Below are 20,841 nucleotides of genomic sequence, written 5' to 3' on the forward strand. Positions count from 1 at the left end.
GCCGACCTGCTCTTCGACGTGGTGTACCTGCCGCCGATCCACCCGATCGGCCGGGTCAACCGCAAGGGCCCGAACAACACGCTGAACGCCAAGCCGACCGACACCGGCTCGCCGTGGGCGATCGGCTCGGCCGAGGGCGGCCACGACGCGATCCACCCGGAGCTGGGCACCGAGGCCGACTTCGCCGCCTTCGTGGCCCGCGCCGAGGAGCTGGGCATGGAGGTGGCGCTGGACCTGGCGCTGCAGTGCGCACCGGACCACCCGTGGGTCAGCGAGCATCCGGAGTGGTTCACCACGCTGCCGGACGGCACCATCGCCTATGCGGAGAACCCGCCGAAGAAGTACCAGGACATCTACCCGCTGAACTTCGACAACGACCCGGCGGGGCTGTACGCCGAGTGCCTGCGGGTCACCCTGCTGTGGGTGTCGCGCGGAGTGAAGATCTTCCGGGTCGACAACCCGCACACCAAGCCGCTGAACTTCTGGCAGTGGTTGATCGCCACCGTCAAGGCACAGCACCCGGACGTGCTGTTTCTGGCCGAGGCGTTCACCCGCCCGGCGATGATGCACGAGCTGGCCCGGATCGGCTTCACCCAGAGCTACACCTACTTCACCTGGCGCAACACCGCCTGGGAACTGGGCCAGTACGGCGAGGAACTGGTCGCCGCCGCCGACTACATGCGGCCGAACTTCTTTCCCAACACCCCCGACATCCTCAACGAGTTCCTGGTGCACGGCGGCCGGGCCGGCTTCGCGATCCGGGCGGTGCTGGCGTCGATGATCTCGCCCACCTACGGCATCTACTCCGGCTACGAGCTGTACGAGAACGTGCCGGTGCGGCCGGGCAGCGAGGAGTACCTGGACTCGGAGAAGTACCAGCTGCGGCCGCGGGACCTGCAGGGCGCGATCGACCGGGGCGACTCGCTGGCGCCGTTCCTCAAGCGGCTCAACGAGATCCGCCGGGCCCACCCGGCGCTGCACCAGTTGCGCAACCTGCGGTTCCACTCCTGCGAGAACGACGCCATCCTGGTGTTCTCCAAGCGGGACGCCGCGACCGGGGACACGATCCTGGTGACCTGCTCGATGGACCCGCACAACACCCGGGAGGGCTGGGTGCACCTGCGGCTCAACGAGCTGGGCATCGGGTGGGATGAAGGTTTCGAGGTGTCGGACCTGATCAGCGGCGTCAACTACGAGTGGGGCGAGCACAACTTCGTCCGGCTCACCCCCTACCAGCCGTCGCACATCTTCCACGTCCGGCGCCGCGGCTAGCCAGGTCCTTACCGGCTGGGCCTATCCCGGCACGGTAAGGATTTCGGCTCCGTCGTCGGTGATGGCGACGGTGTGCTCGCTGTGGGCGGTCCGGCAGCCGGTCGCGCTGCGCAGGGTCCAGCCGTCGGCGTCGGTGACCAGTTCGGCGGTGTCGGCCATCACCCACGGTTCCAGCGCCAGCAGCAGCCCCGGCCGCAGCCGGTAACCGCGACCGGGCCGTCCGGTGTTGGGAACGTGCGGGTCCTGGTGCATGGTCGATCCGACGCCGTGACCGCCGAACTCGGTGTTGACCGAATACCCTGCCGCGTCGAGGACCGAGCCGATGGCGGCGGAGATGTCACCGATCCGGGCGCCGGGCCGGGCGGCGGCTATCCCGGCACTCAGCGCGCGTTCGGTCGCCTCGATCAGGGCCAGGCTGCCTGCCGGCTGCCGCTCGCCCACCAGGAAGCTGATGGCGGAGTCGGCGACGATTCCGCCGTAGGAGACGGCAAGATCCAGCGACAGCAGGTCGCCGTCGGCCAGCGGGTAGTCGTGGGGCAGTCCGTGCAGCACCGCGTCGTTGACCGAGGTGCAGATGTAGTGCCCGAACGGCCCGCGCCCGAAGGGCGGCTCGTAGTCGACGTAGCAGGACAGCGCACCGGCCTCGGCGATCAGGTCCTGCGCCCAGCGGTCGATGTCCAGCAGGTTGACGCCTACCCGGCAGCGGCCCTTCAGCGTCTGCAGGATGCCAGCGACCAGGGCACCCGCCTGCCGGGCCCGGGGCAGCTCGGTCGAGCTGAGGATCTCGATCATCGGGCGTCTTCCGTGTTTCGCTCGCCAATAACTATCCCGGCAATAGTATGCCGGTACTAGAATCGGTGCCATGGTCAGGTTGCCGCTCACGCCCGCCGAGGTCGAACGCGGGCAGCGCCTCGGCGCCCTGCTGCGCCGGGCCAGGGGTGAGAGCTCGATGCTCGGCACTGCGCTGGACGCCAGGATCTCACCGGAAACGTTGCGAAAGATCGAGACCGGCCGGGTGGCCACCCCGGCCTTCTCCACCATCGCCGCGATCGCCGACGTGCTCGGCCTGTCCCTGGATGCGCTGTGGGCGGAGGTCAACTCCTCCGCCGGTGTAGCCGCCGGTGGCGATCGCAAACCAGCCGAGCGGTTGGTCTCCTAGCCGGACGCGGCCCTGGTCCGGGTGCAGGGGCGCAACCGATCGAGCTTGTTCCAACCCCCGCCTGCTGCCACCATTTCCGCAAACAGCACGTCCGCCCGGCCGAGAAGAGCGCCATGGACATCGACGTCGTCGATCGGAGTGCGGGTCCTGTTGTTGGAACCAGGCGGGTTTCCGGCAGGGTGATCGCCACGGTCGCAGTTGTTGTGGTGCTCGTGGTGGCCACGGTCGTCCTGCGCAATGTTGCGGTCTCCCGCGCCAACCGCGCGCCGTACGCCGCTGACGCAATTTCCGCCAGCGTGTGGATGGAGATCGTCGCCCCGGGACAGGCCCAGCCAACTGTGGACCGCCTCGCCGGTCCCGGCAGGTTGCCCGCGCCGTTCATCGAACCGGCCGACGGCGGGCCCGCCCCGCAACAGGTCGTCGGTCAGTTGACGTTCTCCACGCCTCCCAACGCGCCCACGGACGGGCAGTACGCCCTGTTCGTCATCGAACGCGCGCGGAACAAGCCGGTTGACGCGCTCTACGGAGCCGGTCCGGCCGGCACGGACGTGATGCAGGGCTGGGACGGCAGATACGACAAGGTCGCGGCCAAATACCCGTGGCTGCACATGCTCGCCTCGGTGCGGACTCCGGACGGGTTGAGTTTCACCAACTCCGGAATGGCGGTGATGTTTCCTCCCAACACTGTCGGGCCGGTCACCTTCACCGCCGTGTTGAGCCAGGAGAGCCTGCCCATCACGGACCCATTGCGGCAACTGACCGTGGCCCTCGTTTTCATCGGTGCGAACGACCACATCTACTGGGCCACCAAGCTCGCCGGATGACGACGGTCCGCCCACTAAGCACCGCCACGGGCAAAGCGCAGGCATTCGTGATCAACTGATTTGCTCTTAGTCTGCAAGGTTTTCGCCGCAGCAAAGTTGTCGTACCCCTGGTCTAGGTTTTCAGTCATGACGACGGGGATGGCAGGCGACGCTCCGGCTCTGGCCGGGGCCGCGCTGGCTGCCGTCTCACAGTTGGCCGGTGCCGACCTGTCCGTGCTGAACGAGTCCCAGCTGCTGGAGCTGATCCGCACCATGGAGACGCTGCGCCGCACGGTGGAGGCGTTCGACAACGTCACCATTCCCGAACTAGAAGCCCGCGGCATCCCCGCCCGGCACGTGGTGCGCAGCACCGGTCAGTTCGTCGCCGGGCTGCTCAACCTGGCGCCGTTCGAGACCGGGGTGCGGGTCCGGCACGCTCGCGAACTGGGCGTGCGGGTACAGCTGACCGGAGAGCGCAGCGAGCCGCAGTTGCCGGTGCTCGCCGCCGCCCGGGCCAGCGGTGCGGTATCGAGCAGGCAGGCCGACGTGGTCATCCGCTGCCTCGGCACACTGCGGGCGGGCGCCCTGCCGGTCGAGGAGCTTGCCAAGGCAGAGCGGTTCCTGGTCGAGCAGGCCGAGCTCCTCGACGCGGGCACGCTGGCCGGGATCGCCCGGCGGCTGGTGGACACGCTGCTTCCGGACGGCACGCTGGCCGACGAGCGGTTCCAGCAGCGGCGCCGGTTCCTGTCCTGCGTGCCGAACGGCGAGGGGATGCACCGGCTGACGGCGGACCTGGACTCCGAGACCGCCGCCCTGGCACTGACCGTCCTGCACTCGCTGGCGGCACCGAAGCCGGCAGCCGAGGGCGATCCTGACGAGCGAACCGCCGGGCAGCGCATGCACGACGCGTTCCGGTCGGTGCTGAAGATCGCGCTGCGATCGGCGGAACTGCCGCGCACGGCGGGCGTGCCGGCGACCGTGCTGATCACCCTGACCGCCGAGCAGTTCGAGACCCGGACCGGCCTGGCCGCCACCAGCTTCGGTCAGCACCTGTCGGTCGACCGGGCGCTGCGGCTCGCTGACCAGGCCGGTATTGCCTGGGTGGTGCACGACAGTGCGGGCGGCGTGCTGAACTACGGCACCACCCGCCGGTACGCCAGCGAGAAACAGAGCCTGGCACTGATCGCGCGGGACCAGGGCTGCGCCTTTCCGGGCTGCACCGATCCACCGGAGTGGACCGAGAAGCACCACGTGATCCCGTGGTCCGAGGGCGGACCGACCGATCTGAACAACCTGGTGCTGCTGTGTGACTACCACCATGACCGGATCGACACCGGCGGCTGGCAGGTCACCATGCGCGGCGGGCTGCCGTGGTTCGTTCCGCCGGCCTGGGTCGATCCTGAGCAGCGCCCGCACCGCCATACCCGCTACGCGGTACCGGCCGGCTGACCTGGCTTGTCCTGCGATCAGTGATCGCGCGGCCGCGCCGCCACACCCGCTACGCGGTACCGGCCGGCTGACCGGTCGTCTTGACATTCCAGGCGCCGGTGGTTGTGTGGAATTTGGCGTGATTGCGCCGTGATCGAGGAGGCTCCCCATGAACGGTCCCCAGCAAACCCGGCACTCGGCTGCCAGCCGTCGAGCCTTTCTGACCGGTTCCGCGGCTGTCGCTGCCGGAGCGGTCGGCTCCCAGCTGTTGCCCGCGACCGCGGACGCCGACGAGCGGGACGACGCTGTCGGCAGCCAGCAATGGCCGCCCGGTCCGGGTGCTCGGCTGAAGCCGCAACGCCCCGACCGGGAATTGCTCGCGATCCTCGAAGAGATCGATGAGGACCGGATAGAAGCGACCGTACGCAAGCTGGTGTCCTTCGGTACCCGGCACACGTTGTCCTCCCAGACCGACCCGCACCGCGGAATCGGCGCTGCCCGGGACTGGATCGCAGCCGAGCTGCGCCGGTACGCGGCCGCATCCGGCGGCCGGATGACGGTCACGGTGCCGTCCTACATCCAGCAGCCGGCGTCCCGGATACCCACTCCGACACGGATAAGCAACATGGTCGCGACGCTGCGCGGCTCTGCTGATCCGAACCGGGTCTACGTCGTTTCGGGTCACTACGACTCGCGGGTCACCGATGTCCTGAACTTCACCAGCGATGCCCCGGGCGCCGACGATGATGCCTCCGGTGTTGCCGTCTCGATGGAACTGGCGCGTGTTATGGCCACCCGCCGCCCCGAGGCAACGATCATCTTCGCCGCTGTGGCGGGCGAGGAGCAGGGCTTGTACGGCTCGACCTTCCTGGCCAAGCAGCTCAAGGACGCCGGCGCCGACGTCCAGGCCATGTTCACCAACGACATCGTCGGCAGCAGCCGAGCCGATGACGGCACCCGCGACCGGCACAGTGTTCGGCTGTTCGCGCAAGGCATTCCACCCAGTGAGGATCCGGCGCGGGCAGCGATCCGGGTGTCGATCGGGGGCGAGAACGACTCTCCGGCCCGTGAGCTGGCCCGGTTCGTGGCCGAGGTCGCCGACCCGCACGCCACCGGCGCCCGGGTGCGTGTCATCTACCGCCTGGACCGCTACCTTCGCGGTGGCGATCACACGCCCTTCTTGCAACAGGGTTTCCCGGCGGCCCGATTCACCGAGCCCAACGAGAACTTCGCCCACCAGCACCAGGATGTCCGGGTGGTCGACGGCGTCCAGTTCGGTGACCTGCCGCAGTTCTGCGACTTCGACTACATCGCCCGGGTTGCCCGGACGAATGCGGCAGCGCTGTGGTCACTGGCCCAAGGACCCGGTACGCCGAAGAACGTGGTGGTGGACACCACGGCCCTGACCAATGACACCACCCTGGCCTGGAGCCGCGGCACGGATGCCGACCTCGCCGGCTACGAGGTGGTCTGGCGCCCGACCACCGCGCCGTTCTGGACCCATGTCATCAAGGTGGGAGACACCACGCGGGTGACCATCGACCTGTCCAAGGACAATGTGATCTTCGGCGTACGGGCCGTGGACCGGTCCGGTCACCGCAGTCCGGCCACCTTCCCCTTCCCGGCCTGACCCGAGCAGGCCCGCCACCGGATGCGGGTGGCGGGCATTGCATCAGCAGGCGGCCGCCTCACTCCCCCATCAGGTTGTCGACGGCGATGATCTTGTCCGGCCGCAGCCGGATCAGCAGCTCGCCGGCGACGGCGTTGCGGCGGCCGAACCGCGACCGCCCGTACTCCCCGACTGCTCGGTGATAGGACGGTTAGCGCACGCCGATAGCGGGATAGCTGCGTTAGGCGACGCTGGGCACCGGGTTCATAAGTTGTCACCGGGTATCCCACGGTTCGTACCGTCCACGTCACAGCGCTTAGCGCAGGACGGCTCTTCCCAGCCATTGCCTACCATCGGAATCTTCCCATCGGCAAGACCTGCTGCCAGACTGATCCGACGATCTCCGGTATTGCCATTCTGCATAGCGACAATGCGCGGATGGTGGGGAGTGCGATGACGGCTTGGTGGCGCCGTTTCACGGGGGGCCCGCACCGGCCCGAGCAGATGGCCGGCGCGACCAACGTGACAGCCCTGCTGCAGGCGCCGATCAGCGGCACAGTGGCCGTGGGCACCCACATCGAGCAGCGCGTGCTGAACATCGGTGGCGTGCACGGCGGTGCGGTCACCATTGTCGACGGCACGGTGGTGACACCGACCCGACGGCAGCGGCCGGTTTTGCTCCGACCGGTGCGCCCTGCCCTGGTGCTCGACCGCCTCCCGGTCCGCGAGCTGGCCCGTACCGGTCCCCCGGTGGGTGGACTGGAGTTGTACGGCGAGGTCGGAAGCGGCAAGACAACCCTGCTCGAGGAGCTGGCCTGGACGATCACGGACTCCGAGTACCCGGACGGGGTGGTGTTCCTGTCCTTGCACTCCTATGAGGTCAACGACGCGGTTCACGACGTCTGGAGCGCATTCCACGAGTGCTCGACGCCGTACAAGCCGACGGGGGCACAACTGCGCCACGATCTGGCACCGGTGTGCGCGCTGCTCCTGCTCGACGACGTCGAGTTGGAGCCGGATCAGCTCCGCAATGTCCTCCATCTCCTGCCGCACAGCCGATGTGTCGTGGCGACTCCGGATCGTCGGCTCTGGGGTGACGGCCGCAGCGTACCCATCGGTGGGTTGCCGTTGGAGGACGCGGTTCCGCTCATCGAGCACTGCATCGCCCGGGCCCTGAGCACCGAGGAAACCGGATGGGCCCATGCCCTGTGGCGGCGCGACAGAGGCCATCCGCTACGCCTGATGCAGTCCTTCGCCGCGGTGCTCGACGAAGCGTCCCGGCGCACCGCGCGCGACGTGGTAGGAGATCCGCTCGGATCGGTCAGCGCGGAGCCCGAAACGACCCGCCAGGTCGTCGACGGCGCGGTCCTTGACCGGTTCCTGACGCCGCCTGGAGTCTCGCCCGACCTCGATGGCCGGCTGGAATCGCAGACAGACGAATGGCGGGCTTCGGCCCTCGACCTCCTTTCACGGCAGAGCACCGAACGTGACGACTCCTCCAGAACACCCGAAAGGCTCCGCCTGGAAGAACTGCTGATCACCTGGGGCGTGTCGACCGGACGCTACGAGCCGGCCATGCGGCTCGCTCGCTCCACCGAAGCCGCGTTGGCTGTCCAGGGCCACTGGGACGCCTGGTTACGGGTGCTGAACTGCGCGCATTCGGCGGCCGTCGAGGTCTCAGACACTCGCACCCGGGCATGGGCGTTACACCAGCAGGGCACTCGATCCCTGTGCCTGGGAGACACACTGGCGGCGAACTCGGCGCTGGCCGACTCGCTGGAGCTGCGCACCCGAGCCGGGGACCGCCACGGCGCTGCCGTCACACTTCACAATCTCCAGATATCGCAGCGGCTCCGGGGCGGGTTCCACGGCGCACGCCGGACAGGCCCGGGCTTCCTCAGACCGTCGAGCCGGACGCTCGCCATCGCTGCGAGCATCCTTGTCGCCATTCTCGCCGTAGGTCAGGTTGCCGACGCCGGTCAGTGGTGGCACCGTCCGGCCGCGAACAGGGCGATTTCCTTGCCAACCCGGTCAACCCCGCCCCCGACCAACCCGAGCCCATCGACCAGCCCGCTCCCGTCGACCAGCCCGCTCCCGTCGACCAGCCCGAGTACTTCGGCCAGCCCGAGCACTTCGGCCAGCCCGCTCCCGTCGACCAGCCCGAGCACCCCGGCCAGCCCGAGCCCATCGACCAGCCCGAGCCCGTCGTCGGATGCATCGCCGCCATCGCCGCCTATTCTCGCCAGCCCGAAGGCGCTGAAATTCCCGGCAATCGATCTCAACACGTCCGCGACCCGGCCCGTCACATTCACCATGAGCAGCAAGCGCCTTCCCACCATCACCATTACGGACGCGAGCAACTTCAGCAGTGACGGGATATGTCATGATATTTCGACTGCCTCCGCCGGGCAGACTTGTTCGGTGACGGTGCGATTCGTACCAACGACTACCGGCCTGGCCTCCGCGACATTGACCGCCGCGCTGCCGGATGGCTCGTCCATCTCCGTTCCGCTGACAGGTATGGGAACGCAGCCGCTAGTGACCATCGACGTCGTGAACGGCAACCCGGAATACGCCCCTCCTCTCGGCGTCATCACCGGCAACGGGATCGACTGCCCAGGCGACTGCACAGTGGACGTTGCCGTCGACAGCCCTGTGAGCCTGACCGCCAAAAGTTGTGGGGACGACATCTGTTCGCTCGCCTTCAGCGGTTGGAGCGAGCCGTGCGCCGGCAATCCCGACTTTCCCCTTCGCTGCGAATTCAAGGCTTCCCGGCAACCCGCGGGCGGGAAGATCGAGGTGCGTTACCACTACGTCATTCTCAACTGACGGGGAGTATCGAACATGGACACCAATCGTGGCGACAGCTATTCCGCGACCGTGAACGCGCCCGTGACCGGACAGTTCGCGGTCGGGCGCGACATCGCCCAGACTTCCACCGATCTGGGCGGCGCCGCAGAGCACCTGTCACCAGCACAGGTCAGTGAGCTGGCAGAGCTGTTCGCGGGGCTCCGCTCTGACGTCGCCTCCGGTGCCCCACCGGCACAACGAGCGGAGGCGTTGTCGAAGGTCGTCGAACTGGAAACCGCGATCGCCGCCGAGGACAAGCCTGACCTGGTCACGATGGACTACGTCCGTGGCTGGTTCTCCAAGCACCTGCCGCACCTGGCCGGCGTGGTCGTGTCACTCATCGTCCATCCGCTGGTCGGCCAATTGGTCACCGCGGCCGGCGAATCCATGGTCGCGGAGTTCCACCACAGGTTCCACTGAACGGGCTCGACCCCATGATCATGACCCGCCGATTGCGAAGGCGGGGGTGACCCCCTGAAGATCGCTCAGTCGCCCATCAGGTCGTCGACGGCGATGATCCTGTCCGGCCGCAGCCGGACCAGCAGCTCACCGGCGACGGCGTTGCGGCGGCCGAACGCCTCGGCCTCGGCGTCGCCGACGTAGCGGCGGGCGATCGCGATGGACAGCGGCAGCATCTCCTCCAGGTCCTCGGAGATCTCCACGCTGCCCTCCACGGTAACGAACGCGTACGGCGGTTGCTCCAGGTCCACCGACAGCGCCGCCCGCGGATCCCGGCGCAGGGTGCGGCCCTTGACGGTGTTCGCACCGGTCATGAAGACCAGGTCCTCACCGTCCAGGACGAACCAGATCGGTGCCACGTGCGGCCGCCCGTCGGCCCGGCTGGTGGCCAACTTGCCGGTCCGGGTGCCCTCGGCCAGAAACGCGCGGGCCTGCTCATCGGTCATCGGGTGTGCCATGCGAGAACTATGCCGCACCCGGCCGGTGTCGCGCCGCTCGCGAGCGGTGGCCGCCCAGCAGGGACGATGCGCCGAGGATGCCCTGCTGTTAGGCCAACGCTCCGGCATCGGACCGCAGCCGGACGAACTACGCCCGGAGCATCGGACCGCCGCCGGAAGGCTGGCGCCCAAGGCACCGGACCGCCGGCGCTGCGGCAGAAGCCTGAACCGATGGCCGCCGCCTGTCGTACGGTGAGGAATGACCACCGTGCAGCGCTGGCTGGCCGTGCTCGCCGGCACCGCGCTGCTCGCCGCGCTGCCGGCCCTGGTGGCCGCGGTCCCGGCCCGGACCAGCGATCTGTCCGCCGCCGAGCTGCTGCGGCGGATCAACGCCTCGGCCACCCGCCCCTTCAGCGGTTATGCCGAGGCCACCGGCGGGCTGGCATTGCCGGTGACCAGCAGGTTCACCTCCGTCGCCGACCTGTTCGGCGGCCGCACCCAGCTGCGGGCCTGGTACCGCAACAGCGACGACTGGCGGGTGGACGCGGTCAGCTTCGCCGGCGAGTCCGGCATCCACCACGACGCATCCGGCGACTGGACCTGGGACTACGAGTCCAACGCCGTCGACCGGACCGGCTCACCGGTCCCCCCGCAGGTGCGGCTGCCCGTCGCCGCGGACCTGGTGCCCCCCGAGCTCGGCCGCCGGCTGCTCAGCCAGGCGCTGCCCAGCGAGGCGTCCCGGCTGGGCTCGGAACGGATCGCCGGCCGCAGCGCGCCCGGCCTGCGGATCACCCCCGCCCAGCTGGCCAGCAACATCGCGCACGTCGACGTCTGGGCCGACGCCGCCACCGGGCTGCCGCTGCGGGTCCGGGTGCAGGGCAAGCAGTCCGGCAGCGCCGTGCTGAGCAGCTCCTTCCTCGACTTCTCCACCGCCGAGCCGCCCGCGTCGGTCACCGCCTTCTCACCGCCGCTCGCCGCCCGGGTCTCCAGCCAGCCGTCCCGGGACCTGGTCACCGCCATCGACCAGCTTGGCGCGGTGGTGCCGCCGGCCCGGCTGGCGGGCCTGGACCGCAACCTGCAACTGCCGCCCTTCGGCAGCGTCGGGGTGTACGGCCGGGGCGTGACCGAGTTCGTGGCGGTGCCGCTGCCCGATCGGATCGCCTACTCGCTCGGCCGGGAGCTGGCCGACGCCATAAACGCCGACCCGGCCGAGCCGCAGCTGAAGCTGTCCATCGGCCCGCTCACCCTGCTGCTGGCCACCCCGACCCAGCGGGACTCGTCCTGGCTGCTGGTCGGCACCGTCACCGACCAGACGCTGGCCGCGGCCGCCGCGCAGCTGCCCGACCACCCGGGGCTGAGCTGATGATCACCACGCACGCCCTGACCAAGCGGTTCGGCTCGCTGACCGCCGTCGATTCGATCGACCTCGACGTCCGGCCGGGCGACATCTACGGCTTCCTGGGCGCCAACGGTTCGGGCAAGACCACCACCGTCCGGATGCTGCTCGGCCTGGTGATGGCGACCTCCGGCCGGATCGAGCTGCTCGGCCAGCCGGTGCCGGCGGCGGCCGGCCGGGTGCTCGACCAGGTCGGCGCGATGGTGGAGGGACCGGCCGCCTACGGCCACCTGTCCGGCCGGGCGAACCTCGGCCTGCTGGACGCCAGCGGCTCGCGGCGCGCTCGGGGCGCCCGCCGGGACCGGACCGAGCGCATCACACAGGTGCTGGAGCAGGTGGGCCTGGCCGGGGTGGGCCGCCGGCCGGTCAAGGCGTACTCGCTGGGCATGCGGCAGCGGCTGGGGCTGGCCGCCGCGCTGCTGCGCAGGCCCCGGCTGCTGGTGCTGGACGAGCCCACCAACGGCCTGGACCCGCAGGGCATCCGGGAGATCCGCGACCTGCTGCTGCGGTTGCACGCCGGCGGCACCACCATCTTCCTGTCCAGCCACCTGCTGGCCGAGGTGGAGCAGCTGTGCACCCGGGTGGGCGTGCTGGACCGGGGCCGGCTGGTGGTGCAGTCCGAGCTGGCCGACCTGCAGGCGCCGACCGGCCGCACCCTGGTCCGCACCCCGGACGCCGCGGCGGCGCTGGCGCTGCTCGACGGCCGGGTCGAGCACCGCGACGGCGAGACGCTGCTGGTCCGCGGCGGGGATCCGGCGGCGCTCAACGCGCTGCTGGTCGGCTCCGGCATCCGGGTCCGCGAGCTCGGGCCGGAGCGGCGCACCCTGGAGCAGGCGGTGCTGGAGCTGACCGGGCCGAGCAGCGACCGGGTGGAGGGCTAGATGATCAGGGTCGAGCTGCTCAAGCTGTTCCGGCGGCCCCGGACCTGGATGACGATCGGGCTGCTGGACGCGCTGCCGACCGTGGTGGCGATCCTGCTGGCCGTCACCGGCATCGGCCCGCGACCGGGCCAGGGCCCGGCGTTCCTGTCCGCGGTGCTGACCAACGGCTCGCTGTTCGCGGTGGCGGCGCTGGCCATCGTGCTGCCGCTGTTCCTCCCGGTGGCGGTGGCCGTGGTGGCCGGTGACACCGTGGCCGGCGAGGCCGCGTCGGGCACCCTGCGCTACCTGCTGATCCGGCCGGTCGGGCGCACCCGGTTGCTGGTGGCCAAGCTGGTGTCGGTGTTCGCCTTCGTGCTGACCGCGGTGGTGGTGGTGTCGGGCACCGGCTACCTGGTCGGCCGGGCGTTGCTGGGCGACCAGCCGCTGTCGGCGGTGGCGGTCACCAGCGTCTCGGGCACCAGCCTGACCTCGGGCCAGATCGCCGGACGGACCGTGCTCGCCATCGGCTACGTCGCGTTCTCGATGCTGGGTGTGGCGGCGGTGGCGCTGTTCCTGTCCACGGTGACCGACTCGGCGCTGTCGGCCAGCATGGGCGCGCTGGCGATCCTGATCGGGTCCTCGCTGCTGCTCACCATCGACGCCTCCCGGGCGCTGCAGCCCTACCTGCCGACCCGGTACTGGCTGTCGTTCATCGACCTGTTCCGGGATCCGATCCTGTGGCGCAACGTGCTGCGCGGCGTCGCGCTGCAGGGCGTCTACGTGCTGGTGCTGCTGGGTGCGGCCTGGGCGAACTTCACCACCAAGGACGTCACCAGCTGAGGATCGCTGAGGCATCAGGAGCTGAGGCATCAGGAGCTGAGGCATCAGGAGCTGAGGCATCAGGAGCTGGGGAAATCAGGAGCTGAGGGATCAGGAGCTGAGCCGGGCGCAGTCGCGGGCGGTCAGCTGCACCGGGTCGGAGGGCTGCAGCTCGGCGAGCACCATCGCCGCCACCAGCGGGTCGCCCGGCAGGCCGCCGTGGCCGACCGCCGAGGCCGGGCAGACGTCCTGGATCCGGATGTTGATCCCGCCGGCCAGCACCGCCGACTCGGGCGGGATCACCACCTCGTCGGAGCTGGTCCACAGCGAGACGAACACCGGCCCGGACGGCACCTCGCCGCCGGAACCCCCGGAGCGGCCGGGGCGGCCGTTCAGCCGGGCCAGCAGGTCGCTGGCCGGATCCAGCTGCTGGCAGGCCAGCGGGCACTGGCCGGCGACCAGCGCGCCGAGGCTGGCCAGCGCGGTGCCGTGCTGCGGCGAGCCCAGGCTGACCACCCGGCGCACCGGCGCGCCGCGGTCCCCGCTCAGCCATAGCCGGGCCACCACCCCGCCGGCCGAGTAGCCCACCACGTCCACCGACGGCGCACCGGTCCGGGCGACGGCGGCCCGCGCCGCCGCGGCCAGCACGTCCGCCTGGGCCGCCAGGTCGCCCTGGGCGTTGCCGGGCAGGCTCACCACCTCGGCGTCCTTGCCGTGCTGGCGCAACCGGGCGGCCAGCACCGCCAGCCCGCTGGTCGAACCGCCGTAGCCGGGCACCAGCAGCACCGGCCCGGGCTGGTCGGCAGGTACCGCGCGCGGCGGTTCTCCACCGCTGCCGCGGTGCGCCAGGACGCCTCCCAGCACCGCCATCAGGGCCAGCACCAGCGCGACGCAGCAGCCCACGGCCAGGCGACGGCGGGCCGGGGCCAGCGATCCGAACACCAGCTCATTGTGCCCAGCCGAGCTGAGCCATTCGCCGCGGTGACTGCTAACGAATCGGCGCATATCCCGGCCCGCCGGGCGCCCAGATGGTTCGATGAGGGTATGCACGCCTGGTTGATCTGGCTGATCCTGGCCGCCGCGTTGGCCGGCGCCGAGACCCTGAGCCTGGACCTGGTGCTGCTCATGTGCGCCGGTGGCGCCGGGGCTGGCGGGATCGCCGCCGCGGCCGGGCTGCCACCGGCCCTGCAGGTGCTCGTCGCCGTCATGGGCGCGCTGGCGCTGCTGCTGTTCGTGCGCCCGGTCGCCAAGCGGCACCTGACCGGCAGCGGCACGGCCCGGACCGGGATCGAGGCGCTGATCGGCACCCAGGCCATCGTGACCAGCAAGGTCGACGCCACCGACGGCCGGGTCCGGCTCGGCGGCAGCGAGTGGTCGGCGCGCGCCTACGACCACTCCCAGGTGATCCCGGTGGGCAGCAGCGTGCAGGTGATCGAGATCGCTGGTGCCACGGCGCTGGTGTGGGACAGTTCGCGCTAGTCCATACCCTCCGAGCACGGGGGAACACGAGAGGAGACCGGCATGGACGCCATCCTGTTCGCCGTCCTGATCATCGCGGTGGTGGCGGTGGTGACCCTGCTGCGCAGCGTGCGGATCGTCCCGCAGGCCCGCGCCGCCGTGGTGGAGCGGCTGGGCCGCTACACCCGCACCCAGGGGCCAGGGGTGGCGATCCTGCTGCCCTTCGTGGACCGGATGCGCCCGCTGATCGACATGCGCGAGCAGGTGGTCAGCTTCCCGCCGCAGCCGGTGATCACCTCCGACAACCTGACGGTCGGCATCGACTCGGTGATCTACTTCCAGGTCACCGACCCGCGGGCAGCCACCTACGAGATCCAGAACTACATCCAGGCGGTCGAGCAGCTGACCATCACCACGCTGCGCAACGTGGTCGGCTCACTGAACCTGGAGCAGACCCTGACCAGCCGGGACGGCATCAACACCCAGCTGCGCGGGGTGCTGGACGAGGCCACCGGGCCGTGGGGCATCCGGGTGGCCCGGGTCGAGATCAAGGCCATCGAGCCGCCGCCCTCGATCCGGGACGCGATGGAGAAGCAGATGCGCGCCGACCGGGACAAGCGGGCCATCATCCTGTCGGCCGAAGGCCAGCGGGAGTCGGCCATCAAGACCGCCGAGGGCCAGAAGGCCGCGCAGATCCTGGCGGCCGAGGGTGCCAAGACGGCGGCGATCCTGTCTGCCGAGGCGGAGCGGCAGTCCCGGATCCTGCGCGCCGAAGGCGAGCGGGCGGCCCGCTACCTCAGCGCCCAGGGTGAGGCCAAGGCGATCGAGACCACCTTCAACGCCATCCACGCGGCCCAGCCAGATCCGGCGCTGCTGGCCTACCAGTACCTGCAGACGCTGCCGAAGATCGCCCAGGGCGACGCAAACAAGATGTGGATCGTGCCAAGCGAGTTCAGCAAGGCATTGGAAGGCCTGGCAGGACTGGCCGGCGCCGGGGCCGGCAGTGGCTCCGGGGGCTCCGACTCCGGAGCGTCGTCCTGGCTCGCGGTCGGCTCCGCCGGCTCCGGGGCCCACGCGGTGGGCGGCGCCGACGCTACCGGCAACGGCACCTCGGGCAACGGCGCGTCCGGGACCGAGGCGATCCCCACCGACGGCTGGTTCGACTCCAACCTGCCGCCGGCCGCCGCCCAGCCCGAGGCCGGCAACCTGCGCGCCTCCGACGACGACCCGGACAGCCGGGCCGCGCACGAGGGCATCGTCGAGCCGCTGACCGAACTGCCCGGCCGGCCTGACCTGTCCAAACCCTGACCCCTCGCCATGCCCGCCTCGCCGGGCGGTAGCGTGAGAAACCGGCTGAGCAGGACGCCGTAACACGCAGCGCGAGAGGGGCACGGCGTGAAGATCGGATATTTCCTGTCCTGCGAGGAGTACTCACCCAGCGAACTGGTGGACCAGGCGGCCGCCGCCGAGCAGGCCGGCTTCGACGCCCTGTGGATCTCCGACCATTTCCATCCCTGGAACGACGAGCAGGGTGAGAGCCCGTTCGTGTGGTCGGTGATCGGCGCGATCTCCCAGGTCTGCCAGCTGCCGGTGACCACCGCGGTCACCTGCCCCACGGTGCGCGTCCACCCCGCCGTGGTGGCCCAGGCGGCCGCCACCGCGAGCCTGCTGCTGAACGGCAGGTTCGTCCTCGGCGTGGGCAGCGGCGAGGCGCTGAACGAGCACATCACCGGCGCCAACTGGCCGAACACCGACGTCCGGCTGGAGATGCTGGAAGAGGCCGTCGAGGTGATGCGGCTGCTGTGGAACTCCGACGGCTTCGTCAGCCACCGCGGCACCCACTACACCGTCGACGACGCCAAGCTGTACAGCAAGCCGGCCACCCCGCTGCCGGTCTACGTCTCGGGCTTCGGCCCCAAGGCGGTGCAGCTAGCCGGCCGGATCGGCGACGGCTTCGTGTGCACCATGCCCGACCGCGACCTGCTGCAGCTGTTCGCCGACTCCGGCGGCGCCGGCAAGCCCACCCAGGCCGGCTACAAGGTCTGCTGGGGCAGCGACGACGACACCTGCATCGACACCGCGCACCGGCTGTGGGCCAACTCGGGCGTGCCGGGCGAGCTGTCCCAGGTGCTGCCCAGCCCGAAGCACTTCGAGCAGGCCAGCCAGCTGGTCACTCGGCAGATGACCGCCGACTCGATCGCCTACGGCAAGGACCCGGACCGGCACCTGCAGTCGTTCCGGCCGTTCGCCGAGGCCGGTTTCGATGAGATCTACGTCTCGCAGATGGGCGGTTCGGAGCCGGGGACGTCCTACGCCGGCTTCTTCGACTTCTACGCAGACCTGCTGCCCCGGCTGCGCGAACTCGGCTGAGCAGGACTCGCCGCAAACCCCCGTCGGAGCCACTGGGGGTCACTGCGGCCGGACACCGACTGGTCGGGCGGCGGCTGGCCGGTGGATAGGATCGATCGGACGCCTCAACAAGCACTGGCGCTCGGCTGCTAGCCGAATCTTTGACTCTTTCAGAGCTCTCCGGACAGGAATCCCATGCAAATCTGGCCAGGCACCGCGTACCCGCTGGGCGCCAGCTACGACGGCTCCGGCACCAACTTCGCCCTGTTCAGCGAGGCCGCCGAGCGGGTCGAGCTGTGCCTGTTCGACTCCGACGGCACCGAGACCCGGATCGAGCTCCCCGAGGTGGACGGCCTGGTGTGGCACGCCTTCCTGCCGGGCATCGAACCGGGCCAGCTCTACGGCTACCGGGTGCACGGCCCGTACGACCCGGACAACGGCCAGCGGTGCAATCCCAACAAGCTGCTGCTGGACCCCTACTCCAAGGCCATCTCCGGCCACTTCGACTGGGACCAGGCGCTGTTCGGCTACGACTTCGGCGACCCGGACAGCCGCAACGACGAGGACTCGGCCGCCAAGATGCCGAAGTCCGTGGTGATCAGCCCGTTCTTCGACTGGGGCGTGGACCGCCCGCCGCGGCGCCAGTACGCCGACACGGTGATCTACGAGGCGCACATCAAGGGCCTGACCCAGCGCCATCCGGGGCTGCCCGACGAGCTGCGCGGCACCTATGCCGGCGTGGCACACCCGGTGATCATTGAGCACCTGCAGTCGCTGGGGGTGACGGCACTGGAGCTGATGCCGGTGCACCACTTCGCCAACGACTCGATCCTGCTGGACAAGGGCCTGACCAACTACTGGGGCTACAACACCATCGGCTTCCTGGCCCCGGACGCCAAGTACAGCTCCTCGAGCACGCCCGGCGGGCAGGTCCAGGAGTTCAAGGCGATGGTGCGCGCGCTGCACGCCGCCGACATCGAGGTGATCCTCGACGTGGTCTACAACCACACCGCCGAGGGCAACCACCTGGGCCCGACGCTGTCGTTCAAGGGCATCGACAACGCCGCCTACTACCGGCTGGTCGACGACGACCGGCGGTACTACATGGACTACACCGGCACCGGCAACAGCCTCAACGTCCGGCACCCGCACGCGCTGCAGCTGATCATGGACTCGCTGCGGTACTGGGTCACCGAGATGCACGTCGACGGCTTCCGGTTCGACCTGGCTGCCACCCTGGCCCGGGAGTTCTACGACGTCGACCGGCTGTCCAGCTTCTTCGAACTCGTGCAGCAGGACCCCACCGTCAGCCAGGTCAAGCTGATCGCCGAGCCCTGGGACGTCGGTCCCGGCGGCTACCAGGTCGGCAACTTCCCGCCGCAGTGGACGGAGTGGAACGGCAAGTACCGCGACACCGTCCGGGACTTCTGGCGTGGCGAGCCCGGCACCATCGGCGAGTTCGCGGCCCGGCTCACCGGCTCGGCCGACCTGTACGAGCACTCGGCCCGCCGGCCGGTGGCCAGCATCAACTTCGTCACCGCGCACGACGGGTTCACGCTGCGCGACCTGGTGTCTTACAACGAGAAGCACAACGAGGCCAACGGCGAGGACAACAACGACGGCGAGAGCCACAACCGGTCCTGGAACTGCGGGGTGGAGGGCCCGACCGACGACCCGGAGGTCAACGAGCTGCGGGCCCGCCAGCAGCGCAACTTCCTGGCCACCCTGTTCCTGTCCCAGGGCGTACCGATGATCTCCCACGGCGACGAGCTCGGCCGGACCCAGCAGGGCAACAACAACGGCTTCTGCCAGGACAACGAGCTGACCTGGATCGACTGGGACAACGCCGACGACGACCTGCTGGCCTTCACCCAGGTGGTCTCGGAGCTGCGCCGCAAGCACCCGACGTTCCGCCGCCGCCGGTTCTTCGAAGGCCGGCCGGTGCGCGGCAAGGACGGCGCCGCGCTGCCCGACATCGCCTGGCTGCGTCCGGACGGCAGCGTGATGACCGAGGAGGACTGGGGTTCCGGCTTCGGCCGGGCGGTGGCGGTGTTCCTCAACGGCGAGGCCATCTCCGGCACCGACGCCCGCGGCGAGCGGGTCACCGACGACTCGTTTCTCCTGTGTTTCTCGGCCCATTCCGAGCCGATCGAGTTCACCACCCCGCCGGAGCTGCACGAGTCCAGCTGGCAGCTGGTGCTCGACACCGCCCGTCCCACCCTGGACGAGTCCGACGACAAGCCGGTGCTGGCCGGTGACGCCGTCACCGTCCAGCCGAGGACGCTGGTGGTCCTGCAGAGGGTCAGCTGATGCCCGACCAGCTGTCCCGGCAGGTGCCCGGCTCCACCTACCGCCTGCAGATCCGCCGGCAGTTCCCGCTGCCGGCGGCGGCGGAACTGGCCGACTACCTGGTCTTCCTCGGCGCGCAGGCGTTCTACCTGTCCCCGCTGCTGCAGGCCACCGCGGGCTCCGACCACGGCTACGACATCACCAGCCACCGCCGGGTCGACGAGGAGCGGGGCGGCGAGGAGGGCCGGCGCACGCTGGCGGCGGCCGCCCGTGACGCGGGCCTGCTGACCGTCGTCGACATCGTGCCCAACCACATGGGGGTCGCCGACGCCGCCCAGAACCAGCCCTGGTGGCAGCTGCTGCGCGACGGAGAAGGATCGGAGTACGCCGCCTGGTTCGACATCGACTGGCGGGCCGGCGACGGCCGGGTCAAGCTGCCGGTGCTCGGCGACGGCGCGGGAGACGACGACCTCAGCGTGGATCTCGAGGCCGGCGAGCTGCGCTACTACGAGCACCGCTACCCGATCGCCGACGGCACCGCCAAGCCCGGCGATTCCGCCGGCGACGTGCACGCCCGCCAGCACTACCAGCTGGTCAGCTACCGGCGCGCCGACACCGAGCAGAACTACCGGCGGTTCTTCGCCGTCACCGACCTGGCCGGCATCCGGGTGGAGGATCCGGCGGTGTTCGAAGCCAGCCACGCCGAGGTGCTGCGCTGGGTGCGGGCCGGTGACGTGCAGGGCATCCGGATCGACCACCCGGACGGGCTGGCCGACCCCGCCGGCTACCTGGACCGGCTGGCCGCGGCCGCGCCGGACGCCTGGATCACCGTGGAGAAGATCACCGAGCCCGGCGAGCTGCTGCCGCCGGACTGGCCGGTGGCCGGCACCACCGGCTACGACGCGCTGGCCGAGGTGAACAACCTGCTCTACGACCCGGCCGCCGAGGCCGAGGTCAGCCGCCGGTACGCCGAGCTGACCGGCGACCGGCGCAGCTGGGCCGAGCACCTGGAGCAGGGCAAGCGGCTGGTGGCCGACACCATCCTGCACGCCGAGCTGCTGCGGATCTCCCGCGCGGTGCGGGCCGCTACCCCGTCAGTGCCGGCTCCGGCGGCCGGGAACGACGAGCAGGTGGTGGCCGCGCTCACCGAGCTGGCGGTGGCTTTCGCGGTGTACCGCTCCTACCAGCCGGTCGGCGCCGAGCGGCTGGCCGAGGCCGCCGCGCTGGCCCGGTCCCGCCGTCCGGAGCTGGCCGGAGTGATCGACGAGCTGCTTCCCTTACTTTCCAACGGAAACCGCGAGGTGACCGTCCGGTTCGAGCAGGCCACTGGCGCCATCATGGCCAAGGGCGTGGAGGACACCGCCTACTACCGCTACAACCGCGCGGTCGGGCTGAACGAGGTGGGCGGTGACCCGGGCTCCTTCGGCAGCACGCCGGCGCAGTTCCACGCCGCCCAGCTGCAGCGCCAGCGGCTGCTGCCGGAGTCGATGACCACGCTGTCCACCCACGACACCAAGCGCAGCGAGGACGTCCGGGCCCGGCTGGCGGTACTGCCCGAGCTCGGCGAGCGCTGGTACGCCACCGCCGAGCAACTGCTGGCCGCGGCGCCCGTCCCGAACAAGGCCTTCGGCTACCTGCTGTGGCAGACCTTCG

At 70.2% G+C, this 20,841-nt stretch carries 17 protein-coding genes and 1 pseudogene; 15 read left to right on the top strand and 3 right to left on the bottom strand.

Annotated elements, in window-relative coordinates:
- Positions 1-1,272 (top strand): annotated as a pseudogene (locus tag VLJ82_RS14810) (alpha-1,4-glucan--maltose-1-phosphate maltosyltransferase); the annotation flags it as partial.
- 21 nt (positions 1,273-1,293) lie between these two features.
- Here VLJ82_RS14810 and map read toward each other — a convergent pair.
- A complete protein-coding gene (gene map, locus VLJ82_RS14815; RefSeq protein WP_408664132.1) occupies positions 1,294-2,064 on the bottom strand; it encodes a type I methionyl aminopeptidase in 771 nt (256 codons plus the stop codon).
- Between the two features lie 70 nt (positions 2,065-2,134).
- Here map and VLJ82_RS14820 point away from each other — a divergent pair, with 70 nt between their 5' ends.
- The 6 genes from VLJ82_RS14820 (at position 2,135) to VLJ82_RS14845 (ending at position 9,541) form a co-directional block, all read left to right on the top strand.
- The gene (locus tag VLJ82_RS14820; RefSeq protein WP_408664133.1) at positions 2,135-2,431 is read left to right on the top strand and encodes a helix-turn-helix domain-containing protein; all 297 of its coding nucleotides are present in this window, start codon (positions 2,135-2,137) and stop codon (positions 2,429-2,431) included.
- 113 nt (positions 2,432-2,544) lie between these two features.
- On the top strand, positions 2,545-3,255 hold the full coding sequence (locus tag VLJ82_RS14825) for a hypothetical protein (RefSeq protein ID WP_408664134.1): 711 nt from the start codon (positions 2,545-2,547) through the stop codon (positions 3,253-3,255).
- Between the two features lie 126 nt (positions 3,256-3,381).
- On the top strand, positions 3,382-4,683 hold the full coding sequence (locus VLJ82_RS14830; RefSeq protein ID WP_408664135.1) for an HNH endonuclease signature motif containing protein: 1,302 nt from the start codon (positions 3,382-3,384) through the stop codon (positions 4,681-4,683).
- Between the two features lie 148 nt (positions 4,684-4,831).
- Positions 4,832-6,292, top strand: coding sequence for a M20/M25/M40 family metallo-hydrolase (locus VLJ82_RS14835; protein ID WP_408664136.1), 1,461 nt, complete (start codon positions 4,832-4,834; stop codon positions 6,290-6,292).
- 483 nt (positions 6,293-6,775) lie between these two features.
- The gene (locus VLJ82_RS14840) at positions 6,776-9,100 is read left to right on the top strand and encodes a hypothetical protein (RefSeq protein WP_408664137.1); all 2,325 of its coding nucleotides are present in this window, start codon (positions 6,776-6,778) and stop codon (positions 9,098-9,100) included.
- A gap of 15 nt (positions 9,101-9,115) precedes the next feature.
- Complete coding sequence (locus VLJ82_RS14845; RefSeq protein WP_408664138.1) at positions 9,116-9,541, top strand: hypothetical protein; 426 nt, start codon at positions 9,116-9,118, stop codon at positions 9,539-9,541.
- Positions 9,542-9,606: 65 nt separating this feature from the next.
- On the opposite strand, the gene VLJ82_RS14850 is transcribed toward VLJ82_RS14845, so the two are convergent.
- Positions 9,607-10,038 carry a PPOX class F420-dependent oxidoreductase gene (locus VLJ82_RS14850; protein ID WP_408664139.1) on the bottom strand — a complete coding sequence of 144 codons (432 nt, stop codon included), beginning with the start codon at positions 10,036-10,038 and terminating at the stop codon, positions 9,607-9,609.
- A 238-nt stretch (positions 10,039-10,276) separates the two neighbouring features.
- Between VLJ82_RS14850 and VLJ82_RS14855 the strand changes: the two genes are divergently transcribed.
- The 3 genes from VLJ82_RS14855 to VLJ82_RS14865 are packed head-to-tail and all read left to right on the top strand — an operon-like array spanning position 10,277 to position 13,113.
- Complete coding sequence (locus VLJ82_RS14855; RefSeq protein WP_408664140.1) at positions 10,277-11,380, top strand: transcriptional regulator; 1,104 nt, start codon at positions 10,277-10,279, stop codon at positions 11,378-11,380.
- The gene (locus tag VLJ82_RS14860) at positions 11,380-12,294 is read left to right on the top strand and encodes an ABC transporter ATP-binding protein (RefSeq protein ID WP_408664141.1); all 915 of its coding nucleotides are present in this window, start codon (positions 11,380-11,382) and stop codon (positions 12,292-12,294) included. The genes VLJ82_RS14855 and VLJ82_RS14860 overlap by 1 nt, the downstream gene beginning before the upstream one ends.
- On the top strand, positions 12,295-13,113 hold the full coding sequence (locus VLJ82_RS14865; protein WP_408664142.1) for an ABC transporter permease: 819 nt from the start codon (positions 12,295-12,297) through the stop codon (positions 13,111-13,113). It abuts the gene before it with no gap.
- Positions 13,114-13,203: 90 nt separating this feature from the next.
- Here VLJ82_RS14865 and VLJ82_RS14870 read toward each other — a convergent pair whose 3' ends face one another.
- Complete coding sequence (locus VLJ82_RS14870) at positions 13,204-14,034, bottom strand: lipase family alpha/beta hydrolase (RefSeq protein ID WP_408664143.1); 831 nt, start codon at positions 14,032-14,034, stop codon at positions 13,204-13,206.
- 102 nt (positions 14,035-14,136) lie between these two features.
- Between VLJ82_RS14870 and VLJ82_RS14875 the strand changes: the two genes are divergently transcribed.
- The 5 genes from VLJ82_RS14875 to treY form a co-directional block, all read left to right on the top strand.
- The gene (locus tag VLJ82_RS14875; RefSeq protein ID WP_408664144.1) at positions 14,137-14,571 is read left to right on the top strand and encodes an NfeD family protein; all 435 of its coding nucleotides are present in this window, start codon (positions 14,137-14,139) and stop codon (positions 14,569-14,571) included.
- A gap of 42 nt (positions 14,572-14,613) precedes the next feature.
- Positions 14,614-15,858: an SPFH domain-containing protein gene (locus VLJ82_RS14880; RefSeq protein ID WP_408664145.1), complete on the top strand. Its 1,245-nt coding sequence runs from the start codon at positions 14,614-14,616 to the stop codon at positions 15,856-15,858.
- Between the two features lie 87 nt (positions 15,859-15,945).
- Positions 15,946-16,920 carry a TIGR03557 family F420-dependent LLM class oxidoreductase gene (locus tag VLJ82_RS14885; protein ID WP_408664146.1) on the top strand — a complete coding sequence of 325 codons (975 nt, stop codon included), beginning with the start codon at positions 15,946-15,948 and terminating at the stop codon, positions 16,918-16,920.
- A gap of 174 nt (positions 16,921-17,094) precedes the next feature.
- A complete protein-coding gene (gene glgX / locus VLJ82_RS14890) occupies positions 17,095-19,209 on the top strand; it encodes a glycogen debranching protein GlgX (RefSeq protein ID WP_408664147.1) in 2,115 nt (704 codons plus the stop codon).
- Positions 19,209-20,841 (top strand): malto-oligosyltrehalose synthase (gene treY / locus VLJ82_RS14895; RefSeq protein ID WP_408664148.1); only part of this gene is annotated, 1,633 nt, incomplete at its 3' end. The genes glgX and treY, both read left to right, overlap by 1 nt.

Source organism: Jatrophihabitans sp. (genome assembly GCF_035474675.1).
Taxonomy (GTDB): Bacteria; Actinomycetota; Actinomycetes; order Mycobacteriales; family Jatrophihabitantaceae; genus Jatrophihabitans_A.

What these genes read in the sequence shown, in the direction of transcription:
- VLJ82_RS14830 (WP_408664135.1), top strand. Translation starts at nt 3,382, where the DNA reads ATGACGACGGGGATGGCAGGCGACGCTCCGGCTCTGGCCGGGGCCGCG.
- VLJ82_RS14840 (WP_408664137.1), top strand. Translation starts at nt 6,776, where the DNA reads ATGGCCGGCGCGACCAACGTGACAGCCCTGCTGCAGGCGCCGATCAGC.
- map (WP_408664132.1), bottom strand. Translation starts at nt 2,064, where the DNA reads ATGATCGAGATCCTCAGCTCGACCGAGCTGCCCCGGGCCCGGCAGGCG.
- VLJ82_RS14880 (WP_408664145.1), top strand. Translation starts at nt 14,614, where the DNA reads ATGGACGCCATCCTGTTCGCCGTCCTGATCATCGCGGTGGTGGCGGTG.
- VLJ82_RS14850 (WP_408664139.1), bottom strand. Translation starts at nt 10,038, where the DNA reads ATGGCACACCCGATGACCGATGAGCAGGCCCGCGCGTTTCTGGCCGAG.
- VLJ82_RS14845 (WP_408664138.1), top strand. Translation starts at nt 9,116, where the DNA reads ATGGACACCAATCGTGGCGACAGCTATTCCGCGACCGTGAACGCGCCC.
- VLJ82_RS14855 (WP_408664140.1), top strand. Translation starts at nt 10,277, where the DNA reads ATGACCACCGTGCAGCGCTGGCTGGCCGTGCTCGCCGGCACCGCGCTG.
- VLJ82_RS14825 (WP_408664134.1), top strand. Translation starts at nt 2,545, where the DNA reads ATGGACATCGACGTCGTCGATCGGAGTGCGGGTCCTGTTGTTGGAACC.
- VLJ82_RS14820 (WP_408664133.1), top strand. Translation starts at nt 2,135, where the DNA reads ATGGTCAGGTTGCCGCTCACGCCCGCCGAGGTCGAACGCGGGCAGCGC.
- VLJ82_RS14875 (WP_408664144.1), top strand. Translation starts at nt 14,137, where the DNA reads ATGCACGCCTGGTTGATCTGGCTGATCCTGGCCGCCGCGTTGGCCGGC.
- glgX (WP_408664147.1), top strand. Translation starts at nt 17,095, where the DNA reads ATGCAAATCTGGCCAGGCACCGCGTACCCGCTGGGCGCCAGCTACGAC.
- VLJ82_RS14865 (WP_408664142.1), top strand. Translation starts at nt 12,295, where the DNA reads ATGATCAGGGTCGAGCTGCTCAAGCTGTTCCGGCGGCCCCGGACCTGG.
- VLJ82_RS14860 (WP_408664141.1), top strand. Translation starts at nt 11,380, where the DNA reads ATGATCACCACGCACGCCCTGACCAAGCGGTTCGGCTCGCTGACCGCC.
- VLJ82_RS14835 (WP_408664136.1), top strand. Translation starts at nt 4,832, where the DNA reads ATGAACGGTCCCCAGCAAACCCGGCACTCGGCTGCCAGCCGTCGAGCC.